Origin of the sequence: Micromonospora craterilacus (genome assembly GCF_003236315.1) — a bacterium.
Taxonomy (GTDB): domain Bacteria; phylum Actinomycetota; class Actinomycetes; order Mycobacteriales; family Micromonosporaceae; genus Micromonospora; species Micromonospora craterilacus.
Genome location: NZ_POTY01000073.1, coordinates 1 through 12,330 on the forward strand (window position 1 = coordinate 1; position 12,330 = coordinate 12,330).

The 12,330-nt window shown below is 72.8% G+C and carries 12 protein-coding genes; 6 read left to right on the forward strand and 6 right to left on the reverse strand.

The window, feature by feature from the left end:
• Together C1I95_RS13800 and C1I95_RS13805 are read right to left on the reverse strand one after the other, a co-directional pair.
• Positions 1-629: futalosine hydrolase (locus C1I95_RS13800; RefSeq protein WP_111214223.1), on the reverse strand; the 629-nt coding region annotated here is incomplete at its 3' end.
• Positions 626-2,269, reverse strand: coding sequence for an MFS transporter (locus C1I95_RS13805; protein WP_111214224.1), 1,644 nt, complete (start codon positions 2,267-2,269; stop codon positions 626-628). The genes C1I95_RS13800 and C1I95_RS13805, both read right to left, overlap by 4 nt.
• An 87-nt stretch (positions 2,270-2,356) precedes the next feature.
• Here C1I95_RS13805 and C1I95_RS13810 point away from each other — a divergent pair, with 87 nt between their 5' ends.
• Complete coding sequence (locus C1I95_RS13810; RefSeq protein WP_111214225.1) at positions 2,357-3,193, forward strand: DUF3027 domain-containing protein; 837 nt, start codon at positions 2,357-2,359, stop codon at positions 3,191-3,193.
• Between the two features lie 65 nt (positions 3,194-3,258).
• Here the strand turns inward: C1I95_RS13810 and C1I95_RS13815 are convergent, their stop codons facing one another.
• Positions 3,259-3,504, reverse strand: a complete 246-nt coding sequence (locus C1I95_RS13815; protein WP_111214226.1) for a DUF2530 domain-containing protein — start codon at positions 3,502-3,504, stop codon at positions 3,259-3,261.
• Between the two features lie 86 nt (positions 3,505-3,590).
• Between C1I95_RS13815 and C1I95_RS13820 the strand changes: the two genes are divergently transcribed.
• The 5 genes from C1I95_RS13820 to thpR all read left to right on the forward strand — a co-directional run bounded on the left by C1I95_RS13820 (position 3,591) and on the right by thpR (position 8,188).
• Positions 3,591-5,069, forward strand: coding sequence for an NCS2 family permease (locus C1I95_RS13820; protein ID WP_111214247.1), 1,479 nt, complete (start codon positions 3,591-3,593; stop codon positions 5,067-5,069).
• Between the two features lie 84 nt (positions 5,070-5,153).
• On the forward strand, positions 5,154-5,603 hold the full coding sequence (locus C1I95_RS13825; RefSeq protein WP_111214227.1) for a MarR family winged helix-turn-helix transcriptional regulator: 450 nt from the start codon (positions 5,154-5,156) through the stop codon (positions 5,601-5,603).
• Positions 5,604-5,683: 80 nt separating this feature from the next.
• On the forward strand, positions 5,684-6,961 hold the full coding sequence (locus C1I95_RS13830; RefSeq protein WP_111214228.1) for an MFS transporter: 1,278 nt from the start codon (positions 5,684-5,686) through the stop codon (positions 6,959-6,961).
• A 119-nt stretch (positions 6,962-7,080) separates the two neighbouring features.
• Positions 7,081-7,590: a hypothetical protein gene (locus C1I95_RS13835; RefSeq protein WP_111214229.1), complete on the forward strand. Its 510-nt coding sequence runs from the start codon at positions 7,081-7,083 to the stop codon at positions 7,588-7,590.
• Positions 7,591-7,594: 4 nt separating this feature from the next.
• The gene (gene thpR / locus C1I95_RS13840) at positions 7,595-8,188 is read left to right on the forward strand and encodes an RNA 2',3'-cyclic phosphodiesterase (RefSeq protein ID WP_111214230.1); all 594 of its coding nucleotides are present in this window, start codon (positions 7,595-7,597) and stop codon (positions 8,186-8,188) included.
• A gap of 36 nt (positions 8,189-8,224) precedes the next feature.
• Here the strand turns inward: thpR and sepH are convergent, their stop codons facing one another.
• From sepH to C1I95_RS13855, 3 genes are all read right to left on the reverse strand, one after another.
• A complete protein-coding gene (gene sepH, locus C1I95_RS13845; RefSeq protein ID WP_111214231.1) occupies positions 8,225-9,307 on the reverse strand; it encodes a septation protein SepH in 1,083 nt (360 codons plus the stop codon).
• 259 nt (positions 9,308-9,566) lie between these two features.
• Positions 9,567-10,694, reverse strand: coding sequence for a phosphoserine transaminase (serC, locus tag C1I95_RS13850; protein WP_111214232.1), 1,128 nt, complete (start codon positions 10,692-10,694; stop codon positions 9,567-9,569).
• A gap of 294 nt (positions 10,695-10,988) precedes the next feature.
• Positions 10,989-12,095: a citrate synthase 2 gene (locus C1I95_RS13855; protein ID WP_111214233.1), complete on the reverse strand. Its 1,107-nt coding sequence runs from the start codon at positions 12,093-12,095 to the stop codon at positions 10,989-10,991.
• Positions 12,096-12,330: the final 235 nt, after the last annotated feature.

Here is a 12,330-nt window from a genome sequence, read left to right on the forward strand (position 1 = left end):
GTGGTGAGGGCGGTGAGGGCTTCGCGCATGCGCCAGGCGTCGCGGTCGCGCGGGCCGACCGGGTTGGAGATGGTCCGCAGTTCGGCGAAGGGCACGCCGGCGTGGCTGGCGGCGACGGCCACGCCGTAACCCTCCATGGCCTCGGCCACCGCGTCCGGGTGGCGCTGACGCAGCGCCTCGGTGCTGGTGGCGGTGCCGGTCACCGTGCTGACCGTGAGCACCGGGCCCACGGTGGCGGCCGGCAGCGCGGCGCGCAGGGCGGCCAGCAGGCCCGGGTCGGCGTCGACGGCGGTGCCGCCGCCAAGCAGCTCGGGCGGCATGCCGAGTTCGTCGACGGGGATGAAGCCCTCGGGTGACTCCGCACCCAGGTCGGCGGCGACGGCACAGGTGCCGAGCACGGTGCCGCCGACCTGCACCAGGCCCGGGAAGCCGCCGGCCACGCCCGCGCTGACCACCCCGCGGTACGGTCGGCCGGCCGCCTCGGCGAGCGCCAGCAGCCGGGCGGTCGCCGCACCGGCGACGGCCGGGCCCACGCCGACCGGCACCACCGCCACCGTGGGGTCGGCGAGACCGGCCTGGATCGCCTCCGCCTCCGCGGGGACCGCGGTGACCACGAGCAGGCCGGTCACGGGATCGGGCCCGGAGAGCTGCGCCGAGTCTCGTCGTCGCTGCCGCCCGGACCGGGGACCGCCGACGACGGACGGTAGATGTGGAAACCCGGCGGCGCGAGGCCGGGCTCCTCGGCATCCGGTCCGCCATGGAAGGGCGCCGGTGAGGTGGGGGCGGTGTCGGCGGTGCCGGCGGTCTCCCGGTCACGGGCGGCCCGCTCCTTGGCGGCCTGTTCGTCGGCCGCCCGCTCCTCCGCCGTCAGCTCGTCGTCGGTCAGTGGCCGTCCACGCAGCCGCTCGGCCCGCAACCGCCGGGCCATCACCAGCCCCCGCGCGGCGGCCAGTACCCCGACCCCGGCGGCGACGCCGATGCCGATCCGGCCGTCGAAGGGGACCAGCCCCAGCCCGCCGCCGGTCACGAAGGCGAGCATCAGCGCCGTCTCGGAGTGGGCGAAGGAACTGGCCCGCAGCCGTTCCGGGATGCGTTCCTGGATCGAGGCGTCCACGGCGAGCTTGGCGATGCCGCTCATCATGGCCGCGACCACGCAGAGCAGGGCGACCATCGGCAGGGAGAACTTCAGCGCGGTGAGCACGGCCACCCCGGCCACGATGATCATGCCGCTGGACTGGAGCGCCGCCGGCCGGTGGATGCGCAACCGGGTGCCGGTCGCGGTGGCCAGGAAGGTGCCGACGGCCAGTGCCCCGCCGACCAGGCCCAGCGCGCCCTCGTCACCCAGGTCGCGGCCGAACACCACCGTGGTCAGGTCGCCCGCCTTGATGGTGAACGCCAGGAAGAGCAGCAGGAAGCCGTAGACCGCCCGCAGCGTGGCCGCGCCGATCAGGGTCGAGATCACCAGCCGCCCGGCGGGCCGTCCCCGGCCGAGGGGTCGCTCGCCCGTGCCGCGCCGCAGCGCCCGCAGTGGTCGCGGCACCCGCTCCGGCGGCTCGGAGTCGGCCTTGGGTGGCAGCCGGAGGGCGACCACCATGCCGATCAGGAAGATGACCGAGGCGACCCGTAGCGGCCACTGCGGCCCGAACCAGAACGCGGCCAGCCCGATCGGGGCGACCAGGGCCCCGGCCACCGTGCCGTAGACGCTGGCCCGCGCACCGACCTGGGACAGTCCGAGCCCTTCGGGCAGCAGCCGGGGCACGGCCGCGGACCGGGCCACGCCGTACGCCCGGGAGAGCGCCAGCACGCCGAACGCCGCCGGATACAGGCCGAAGCCGTGGATGTAGTCGGAGATCAGCCAGGCCAGGAACGCTCGGCCCAGCATGGTCGTGGCCAGGGCGTACCGCCGGCCGTGCCGGAAGTGGTCGAGCAGCGGCCCGACCACCGGGGCGAGCATGGCGAACGGCACCATGGTCACCAGCAGGTAGAGCGCCACCTTGCTCCGCGCCTCGCCGAGCGGCACGTTGAAGAAGATCGTCCCGGCCAGGCCGATGGCGATCAGCGTGTCGCCGGCGCAGGAGACCGCGTGCAGGTCGAAGAGGCGGACCATGCCGGTCTCCCCGCCGGCGCCGCGGGCCCGGGCGCGAGCGGCGCTGCGGGTCACCCAGCGGCCACCGCTGAGCGAGCCGCGCAACAGCAGCCGGGTGGCGCGGATGCCGGTGCCGACGGTCCGCCCGAGGAGGGACCGCTCGGAGCGGGAGAACAGCGGCATGGGACCCATCCTCACCCATCGGCTCGCCGGATGCCGCGCCACCGTCCCAGAACACCTCTGGGGAGTGCCTCACAGCCGACCCCGCCCATGGGGAACAATGGTCGGGTGACCAGGCCCGCCTCCGCCCGCGCCGCTCGTCTCGACCAGGTCTGTGCCGCCGCCGTCGAGGTGGCGCGTGCCGGCATCACCGAGGTGGATCCCGCCGACATCGGCGACCACCTCCAGGCCGTCGCCGAGGGCGACCGTCTCGTCACCCACTACTTCGAGTGCCGGCTGACCGGCTACTGCGGCTGGCGGTGGGGGGTCACCGTCACCCGGGTGCCGCGCAGCCGCAACGTGACGATCTGCGAGACCGTGCTGCTGCCCGGCCCGGACGCGCTGCTGGCGCCGGGCTGGCTGCCCTGGCAGGAGCGGCTCCAGCCGGGCGACCTGGGCCCCGGTGACCTGCTGCCGACGCCGCCCGACGACGAGCGGCTCCAGCCCGGCTACCTTCTCTCCGACGACCCGGCGGTCGAGGAGACCGCCTGGGAGCTGGGGCTCGGCCGGCCCCGGGTGATGTCGCGGGAGGGCCGCGCCGAGGCGGCCCAGCGCTGGTACGACGGCGACCACGGACCGTCGGCGCCCATCTCGACCGCCGCGCCCGCCGCCGCCCGCTGCGGCACCTGCGGTTTCTACCTGCCGCTCGCGGGCACGATGCGGCTGTGCTTCGGTGTCTGCGGCAACTTCTACGCCCCGGACGACGGCCGGGTGGTCAGCGCCGACCACGGCTGCGGCGCCCACTCGGAGACGCTGGTCGAGGCCGAGACGGCGGTGGACGAGATGCCGACCGTCTACGACGACAGCGCGGTGGAGCCGGTGTCGGTCAGCCGGGCGCCCGGTTCGATCGAGGCGAGCGAGCCGGCGGAGCCGTACGGCCACTCCTGATCGCGGGCGGCGGCCGACCTGCGGCGGGTGCCGTCCCGACCGGGTGACCGCCCAGGTGGCGGCGCTCAGCCGGCGGCCCGACGGCGACGCCGGTTGGCGTCGTGCCGCATCATCACCGCCAGACCGGGGAAGCCCCACAGGAAACCGGCCAGGCAGATCCACAGCCAGTTCTCGTGGCCGCTGGCAGCGAGCCGATCGCGGAAGAGCAGCAGCACCAGCCCGGTGACCGCCCAGGCCGCCATCCCGGCGAGCGCGAACGGCACCATCGGCGGGTCGAGCGGCTCGGGTCGCGGTTGCTGCTGCTTCGGCACCCGGCCAGGGTACGCGAGCCGCTTTCTGCCGGCCGGTCATCTGCGACGACGTGCGCGCCGAGCTGATGATCCGCTGTGAGGTCCTGATGGCAGTAGCGCCGCCCGACAACGGCACACCCCCCGATTCCGGCCGGCCGCGGAACGGCTTCGACCGGTACTTCGAGGTCACCGCCCGTGGCTCGACGATGAGCCGGGAGCTGCGCGGTGGCCTGGCCACGTTCTTCACGATGGCCTACATCGTGGTGCTCAACCCGCTCATCCTCGGCCGGGCCGTCGACGGTACGGGCAACACCCTGCCGATCCCCGCCATCGCCGCGGCCACCGCCCTGGTCGCCGGCCTGATGACCATCCTGATGGGCGTGGTCGGCCGGTTTCCGCTGGCGGTCGCCGCCGGTCTCGGCGTGAACGCTCTGGTGGCGTACGAGATCGCACCGGAGATGACCTGGGCGGACGCGATGGGCCTGGTGGTGATCGAGGGTGTGATCATCGCGGTGCTGGTGCTGACCGGTCTGCGTACGGCGGTGTTCCGCTCGGTGCCGACCCAGATGAAGACGGCGATCGGGGTCGGTATCGGCCTGTTCCTGACCATCATCGGTCTGGTCGACGCCGGCTTCGTCCGGCGGCTCCCGGACGTGGCGAACACCACCGTCCCGGTCGGCCTGGGCATTGGCGGCAAGCTGTCCAGCTGGCCGACGCTGGTCTTCGTGCTGGGGCTGCTGCTGACCCTGGTGCTGGTGGTACGCCGGGTCAAGGGCGCGATCCTGATCGGCATCCTCGCCACGACGGTGCTGGCGTTGGTGGTGGAGCAGCTCGGCAACGTCGGCCCGTCCCTGGTCAACGGGGTGCCGAACCCGAAGGGTTGGTCGCTGAATGTCCCGACCGTGCCGAGCGACCCGTTCCGGATGCCGGACCTGTCGCTGCTCGGCAGGTTCAACGTGCTGGGTTCGTGGGAGCGGGCCGGCTGGCTGGTCGTGCTGATGTTCATCTTCACGCTGCTCATCACCGACTTCTTCGACACGATGGGCACCATGGTGGCCGTCGGCCAGGAGGGCGGCATGCTCGATGAGCGGGGCACCCCGCCCCGGGCCAAGGAGATCCTGCTGGTCGACTCGATCGCCGCGGCCAGCGGTGGTGCGGCCAGCGTCTCCAGCAACACGGCGTACATCGAGAGTGCCGCCGGTGTCGCGGAGGGCGCCCGTACCGGGGTGGCGAACCTGGTCACCGGGGTGCTGTTCCTGCTGGCCATGTTCCTGGCGCCGCTGGTGGTGATCGTGCCGTTCGAGGCGGCGTCGATCGCGCTGGTGGTGGTCGGTTTCCTGATGATGAGCGCGGTCCGGACCATCGACTGGTCCGACTACGAGATCGCCATCCCGGCATTCCTCACCATCGTGCTCATGCCGTTCACCTTCTCCATCTCCAACGGCATCGGCGCGGGCCTGATCGTGTACGTGGTGATGAAGCTCGCCAAGGGCAAGTCCCGCGAGATCCACCCGCTGCTGTACGCAGTGGCCGCGCTGTTCGTGGTGTACTTCCTGCGCGGTCCGATCGAGTCATTGCTGTACTGACGGCGGCCCGGAGCAGGGAAGTTTCCGGGTGAGCATGGTCATATCAGCTGCGGCTCGGTCAGCTAATTAGTTAGGCTAACTATCGTGACGGAGCGGACGGTGACGGCTCAGAGCATGCCACCGGCGCAGCTGGCGATTCAGCTGCGTGATGCGATCACCCGGCTCAACCGGCGGGTCCGCCAGGCCCGGCCGGTCGGTGACCTGACGGTCACCCAACTGTCCGCGCTCACCAGCCTCCGGCTGGCGGGCGCGCTCACGCCGCGGGAACTCGCCGACGTCGAACGGGTACAGCCACCGACGATGACCAAGATCGTCGCGAAGCTGGAGGAGCGCGGCCTGGTGCAGCGCACCCCTCACCCGACCGACGGCCGGCAGGTCATCCTCGCGACGACCGAGGGAGGCCGGGCCGTGCTCGACCAGTTCGAGCGGGTCCGGGACGAGTGGCTGGCCCGCCGGCTGGCCGAGCTGAGCGATACCGATCGGGAGACCCTGCACCACGCCGCGGAGATTCTCCAGCGACTCTCCCGCGCCTGACGCCGCCGCACACCTGGTGTGCTCCGCGCCGCGCCGTCCGTCGTTGATGACGCGTACGACCGCGAGGAGGCGCACCAAGAGTGCAGTCGAGGCTGAGCACGATGTTCCAGTCCCTACAGGTTCGCAACTACCGGCTCTTCGCATCTGGGCAACTGGTCAAGCTGATCGGCGTCTGGATGATGTTCATCGCCCAGGACTGGCTGGTCCTCGAGCTTTCCAACGATTCGGCCACCGCGCTCGGTGTGGTCGTCGCCCTACAGTTCACCCCCGTCCTGCTGCTCACGCTGATCTCCGGCCGGCTCGCCGACCGGTACGACAAGCGGATGCTCCTCTTCGTCGCCAACGCGTTCTGGACCGTGCTGTCGCTGGCCATGAGCGTGCTCGTGCTCACCGGCCTGGTCCAGCTCTGGCACGTCTTCGTCTTCGCCGCCCTGCTCGGCGTGGCCAACGCGGTGGAGACCCCGGTGCGTCAGGCGTTCGTCTCCGAACTGGTCGGCATCCGGCTGCTGCCCAACGCGCTCTCGCTCAACGCGGCCGTGTTCAACTCGGCCCGGATCGTCGGCCCGGCCGTCGCCGGGCTCGCCATCGCCGCCTTCGACGTCGGGCCGGTCTTCCTGGTCACCGCGCTCAGCTCGATCGGGCCCCTGGTCACGGTGATCCAGATGCGTCCGGCCGAGCTGCACCGGGAGCCGTTGCCGCCGCGCGACGAGCGGGCCGCCGCGACCGTGCTGGACGGGCTGCGCTACGTCGGCCGCCGCCCCGACCTGCTGCTGCCGATGGTCGTGATGTCGGTGATCGGGATGTCGCTGTTCAACTTCCAGCTCACCCTGGCGGCGCTGGCCAAGACCGTGTTCAACACCGGCGCGGCCTCGTTCGGCCTGTTCAGCACGACCCTCGCGGTCGGCGCGCTGGTCGGTGCGCTGGCCGGGACCGGGCGGCGCAGCCGCCCCTCGGTCTGGCTCGTGCTCGGTGCCGCGATCGCCTGTTCCGCTTTCGGGACGCTTGTCGGGTTCGTCCCCGCGTACTGGATGGTCGTGGTCCTGCTGCTGCCCACCGGCTTCTTCATGGTCTACTTCGCCCAGGCGGCCAACCAGCGAGTTCAGCTCGGCACCGATGCCGCGTTCCGGGGGCGGGTGATGGCGCTGTGGGTGCTGGTGTTCCTGGGTACCAACCCGGTCGGTGCGCCGCTGATCGGCTGGGTCGCGGAGACCTACGGTGCCGGCACCAGCATCTGGGCCGGCGGCCTGCTCTCGCTGGCCACCGCCCTGCTCGCGCTGACTTGGCAGCTGCGCCGGGCTGGTGCCCGGTTGCGGTTCCGGATCCTGCCGATGCCCCGCTTCTACGTCACCGAGGTGTGAGCGGACACCGGGCGGCGGGGTGGGCCCGTGGGCCCCGCCCCGCCGTACCGCACGTCGGACCCGGACCGGATGCGGGAAAATTGGTTACGTGACGCTCCGCAGCGGCATAGCTTCGGTGAGTGGAGGTCATACGCTTGCTGCTGCTCGCCGTGGCGCTGGCCGCCGTGGTCTTCCTGCCGGTGCTGATCGCGCTTGTGGTCTGTGCTGACGAGGTCCTCGACCGGCTGACCTGCGGATACGCCGAGTGGCGGGAACGCCGGCGGGAACGGCGCCTGATCGCCCGGCTGGACCAGGCGGTCGACGCCGACGAACTCGCCAGTCGGGTCGATCTCGGTGCCCTCGACCGGGCCGACCGGCGCCCCCTGGAGCAGCTCGCCGCCGACCTGCGGTGCCTGCGCCGGGAACGGGTCGGCGGCATGGGCCCGGCGGTGGTGTGGCACAGCAGCGTGCTCGACGCGTACGACGAGCGGCTCCGGCTGGCCTGCCGGGCGCTGGGCATCACCGAGCACCTTTCCGAGCTGACCGGGGTCGACCGGGAGATCGAACGGGTGCGGGTCGAGGGCGTGTTGGACGCCGCCGGTCTGCGGCTGCCGGCGACCCGTCCCGGACAACGCGAGCGTCATCCTTAGTTGGGTGCGACTCTTCACCGCGATCCACCCGCCGGCCGACGCGATCGAGCACCTGACCGCCCGGATGGCCGGGCTCCGGATCGGCGCCGCCAGCGCCACGGGGACCAACGTCCGGCTGGCCGACCTGGCGTGGGCCCACCTGACCCTCGCCTTTCTCGGTGACGTCGATCCCGGGCGGGTGGCTGAGGTGCGGCACGCCCTCCGGCTCGCCACCGACGACGAGCGTGGCAACGCTGCCGAGGGCACGCCCGGCGGGCCGCCCGTGCTGCGGCTGGGCGGGGGTGGCCGGTTCGGCCGGGGCCGTTCCACCGTGCTCTGGGTCGACGTACGCGGTGACGTACCTCGCCTGACGACACTGGCCGGCGCCATCCGTGCCGGACTGGCCGCAGTCGGGGTGCCCTGCGACGACAAGCCGTTTCGACCCCATCTGACCATCGCCCGCCCGGGCGACCGGATTCCACCCGCCGACGTCGAAGCCGACCGGACCGCACTCGACGACTATCTCGGCCCGCCCTGGCCGGCCCACGAACTCGTGCTGATGCAGAGCCGACCCGATGCCCGGCCGAGGTACCACCGGCTCGCCGCCTGGCCGCTCTGAACACCGCCGACCCCGCGCCAGCGGGTAGCGGGCGGATCAGGAGGACTCGCGGGCGGCCGGGCCGCTGCCGAACAGGACGTCGTCCCAGCTGGGCAGGCGCTTGCGCGGCTTGCCGCTGGCGTCGGTCGACTCGGTGGCGGCACCGGCCGGCGTGGTCGTGCGGCGGGGCCGCAGCACCGCCAGCGACGGCACGGCCGGCACCTCCTTCGGCGCGTCCGAATCGTCGTCGAACGCCGAGCCCTGGCCTCCGCCGAGCAGCGCCGCCGCACCACCGCTGACCGGCCGCTGCCGGGGTGCGTCCTGCCCACCGGCCAGCGCGGCCGGCGAGCGGGGCTCAAGGCTGCGGCCCGAGGTCGAGCCGAGCGGGCGGTCGAGCGAGGCGAGCAGGGCGTCGCGGCCGGCCCGGATCGGGTCACGACCCGACCGGCCCGGCTCGGCGGGGGCGGGCAGGCCGTGCCCACCGCGGCTCGGCTCGCCGCGCGACGGGCCGGGCAGCGCGTGGCCGCCCCGCTCCGGTGCCGGCTCCTGGCCGAGGATCGGTGTCGGGCGCTCGGCGCAGAGATACTGCGCCATGTCGTCGTGCGGGGCCACCGACTGGCGGGTCTTGTCCAGATCCCAGACCGCCTGCGCGGTGGCCTTGCCGGACGGCCAGGTGGCGACGATCCGCCAGGTGCCGTCGTCGCGGCGCCACGCGTCCCAGGAGATCTTCTCGGTGTCGATCCCGTGCTGCGCGAGCCGGCCGTTGACCACCTCGGCGAGGGGCGTCGGCTTCTCGGCGCCCTTGAGTCGGGTGCGCCGGGCATGCTGGGCGAGCATCGCCCGCTCCTGGAGCACCGGCCCGGCGTAGCGGAGCACCCGGTCGACCGGGACCCCGGCGATCCGGGCGACGTCCTCGGCGGACTCGCCGGAGCGGATTCGGGCCTGGATGTCCCGAGGGGACAGTGACGGCACCGGGTCGGCAGTGGTCGGTGCCACCGCGAGCGCGGGCGCACCCGGCTCGGCGTGCATCGCTCCGGCGATACGCTCGTCGATGGGCAGGGCGAGCAGCCGCCCGACCTCGTCGGCGAGCACCAGGGCCTGGCCGTCCTCGGAGAGGGCGACGAAGCGTACTGGGCGCATCGCGTTGCCTCCGTCCCGCTTCGCTGGCCGTACGCCACGAGCCGGCCACTCGAGGCGTTGGGCACCACGGTACGCCCATCCGGGGCCAGGTGGGAGACGCCACGCCCGGGCAAGTCGAGCTGAGCAGCCTAATTCGCCGCCGGTACGCGCTGTGCGGCGGGTCAGTCGTGGCAGCCCGACAGTGGCGTTGATCGCAGTACGCCGAGGGCCCGGCGACCCCGCTGGGTCGACCGGGCCCGTGGCGCTACGGCAGGACCGTTCAGAGCCGCTCGACGACGTAGTCGATGGAGGCGGTCAGCGCCTCCACGTCGGCGGGCTCGACGGCCGGGAACAGCGCGACGCGCAGCTGGTTGCGGCCCAGCTTGCGGTACGGCTCGGTGTCCACGATGCCGTTGGCGCGCAGCGCCTTGGCGATCGCGGTGGCGTCCACCCCGTCGGCGAAGTCGATGGTGGCGACCACGTTGGAGCGCAGCGCCGGGTCGGTGACGAACGGGGTGGCGACGGACGAGCGCTCGGCCCAGCCGTACACGATCCCGGCGCTCTCGGCGGTGCGCTTGGCCGCCCAGGCCAGCCCGCCCTGGGAGTTCATCCAGTCGGTCTGCTCGGCGGCCAGGAAGATGGTGGCCAGCGCCGGGGTGTTGTACGTCTGCTCCAGCCGCGAGTTGTCGATCGCGGTGACCAGGTCGAGGAAGGCCGGGATGTACCGACCGGACGCCTTGATCTCGGCGGCCCGCTCCAGCGCGGCCGGCGACATCAGGGCCAGCCAGAGCCCGCCGTCGGAGCCGAAGCACTTCTGCGGGGCGAAGTAGTACACGTCGGTCTCGCCGACGTTGACCTCCAGCCCGCCGGCACCGGAGGTGGCGTCGACCAGCAGCAGCGAGCCCGGGTCGGCACCGGCCACCCGGCTGATCGGCACCGCCACGCCGGTCGAGGTCTCGTTGTGCGGGGTGGCGTAGACGTCCACACCGGCCTCGGCGGCCAGGGTCGGCGCGCTGCCCGCGTCCGACTTGCGGATCGTCGGCTCGCCCAGGAACGGCGCGTCCTTGACGGACTTGGCGAACTTGGCGCCGAACTCGCCGAAGCTGGCGAACTGGGCCCGGTCGCGGACCAGGCCGAACGTGGCGACCTCCCAGAAGGCGGTGGTGCCACCGTTGCCGATGATCACCTCGTAGCCCTCGGGGATGGCGAAGAACTCGGCGATGCCGGCGCGCAGCCGGGCCACCTGGTCGCGGACGGTCTTCTGCCGGTGGGAGGTGCCCAGGTAGCTGGTCGCCACTTCGGCGAGCGCGGATACCGCGGCCGGACGGACCTTGGACGGCCCGCAGCCGAATCGGCCGTCGGCGGGCTTGATCTCATCGGGAATCCGGATGGTCGGTGCGTCAGCCACGGTTTTCAAGATCCTTCCGCATGGGTCGGGCGCGGGTGAGCAGATGGGCGCGGACCGACGGCGGGCGCGTGCGGGCGCACGGCGGAACCGGTCCAGGCCCTTCCGGCAGCGCTGCCGGCCTTCATCCTCGCACCCGTCGCGGCCGGTCCGGGCGCTGGTTCCAGCCCCAACCGTGAGGCGTCCGCCACAGCCGGTGGCGTCGCACACACCGCCCCGCCTGCCGCGCCGGGGCTGGGCGTTAAGAAGGGGCCCTTCCTCTACCGGAAACGGTAAGAAGGGCCCCTTCCTTACACCTCAGACGCCGTGCGGGACGGCGTCCCAGCCCTCTACCTCGTGCGGCTTGCGCGGGCTCGGGCCGACGTAGCGGGCCGAGGGACGGACCAGCCGCTGGAGCTTCTTCTGCTCCAGGATGTGCGCGCTCCAACCGCCCATCCGGGCGCAGGTGAACATGGAGGTGAACATGTGCGCCGGCACCTCGGCGAAGTCGAGCACCACGGCGGACCAGAACTCGACGTTGGTGGCGAGCACCCGGTCCGGCCGGCGGGCCTGCAACTCGGCGAGGGCGGCCTTCTCCAGCGCCTCGGCGACCTCGAAGCGGGGCGCGCCCAGCTCCTTGGCGGTGCGGCGGAGCACCCGGGCACGCGGGTCCTCGGCCCGGTACACCCGGTGGCCGAAGCCCATCAGCCGCTCGCCCCGGTCGAGCACGCCCTTGACGTAGCTCTCCGCGTCACCGCTGCGCTCGACCGACTCCAGCATGCTCAGCACCCGCGACGGCGCACCGCCGTGCAGCGGGCCGGAGAGCGCGCCGATGCCGGAGGAGATGCAGGCGGCGGCGTCCGCGCCGGTGGAGGCGACGATCCGGGCGGTGAAGGTGGAGGCGTTCAGGCCGTGCTCGGCGGCCGAGATGAAGTACGCGTCGACGGCCTTGACGTGCCGCGGGTCGGGCTCGCCGCGCCACCGCTTCATGAAGCGCTCGACCACCGTCGAGGCTTTGTCGATCTCCTTCTGCGGCACCGCCGGCAGGCCGAGGCCCCGGGCGGACTGGGCGACGAAGGACAGCGCGGTGACCGACACCCGGGCGAGGTCCTCGCGGGCCTGCTCGTCGGAGATGTCCAGCAGCTGGTGCAACCCCCAGTACGGGGCGAGCATGGCGACGGCGGACTGGACGTCGACCCGGATGTCGCCGGAGTGCACGGGCACCGGGAACGGCTCGGCCGGCGGCAGGCCGGGGCCGAACCGGCCGTCGACCAACAGGGCCCAGACATTGCCGAAGGAGACCTGGCCGATCAGGTCCTCGATGTCGACCCCGCGATAGCGCAGCGCACCGCCCTCGCGGTCGGGCTCGGCGATCTCGGTTTCGAAGGCTACGACGCCCTCAAGTCCGGGTTTGAAATCGGCCATCTCACTACTCCTGGCGTGTGGTCGGTGCGCCCACCCGGGCTCGGTGTCCCGGCCCCGGCCGGGTGAGCGCCTTAGGCGACCCTCAGGGATGTGTTCGTGACATCTTGCCTGCTGGTAACCGGGTGCGCGACCCACTGTCGATGTGCTGCACACGACATCCCCGGCCGCGCCGGCCGCCAGCCGTTCGGCCAGACTGGGTTGTACAGGCTGGTCGGGCGCGGATCGGCCCGACGGA

Excerpts from the sequence above, each read along its gene's own strand:
- C1I95_RS13805 (WP_111214224.1), bottom strand. The coding sequence starts at position 2,269 with ATGCCGCTGTTCTCCCGCTCCGAGCGGTCCCTCCTCGGGCGGACCGTC.
- C1I95_RS13810 (WP_111214225.1), top strand. The coding sequence starts at position 2,357 with ATGGGGAACAATGGTCGGGTGACCAGGCCCGCCTCCGCCCGCGCCGCT.
- C1I95_RS13820 (WP_111214247.1), top strand. The coding sequence starts at position 3,591 with ATGGCAGTAGCGCCGCCCGACAACGGCACACCCCCCGATTCCGGCCGG.
- sepH (WP_111214231.1), bottom strand. The coding sequence starts at position 9,307 with ATGCGCCCAGTACGCTTCGTCGCCCTCTCCGAGGACGGCCAGGCCCTG.
- C1I95_RS13855 (WP_111214233.1), bottom strand. The coding sequence starts at position 12,095 with ATGGCCGATTTCAAACCCGGACTTGAGGGCGTCGTAGCCTTCGAAACC.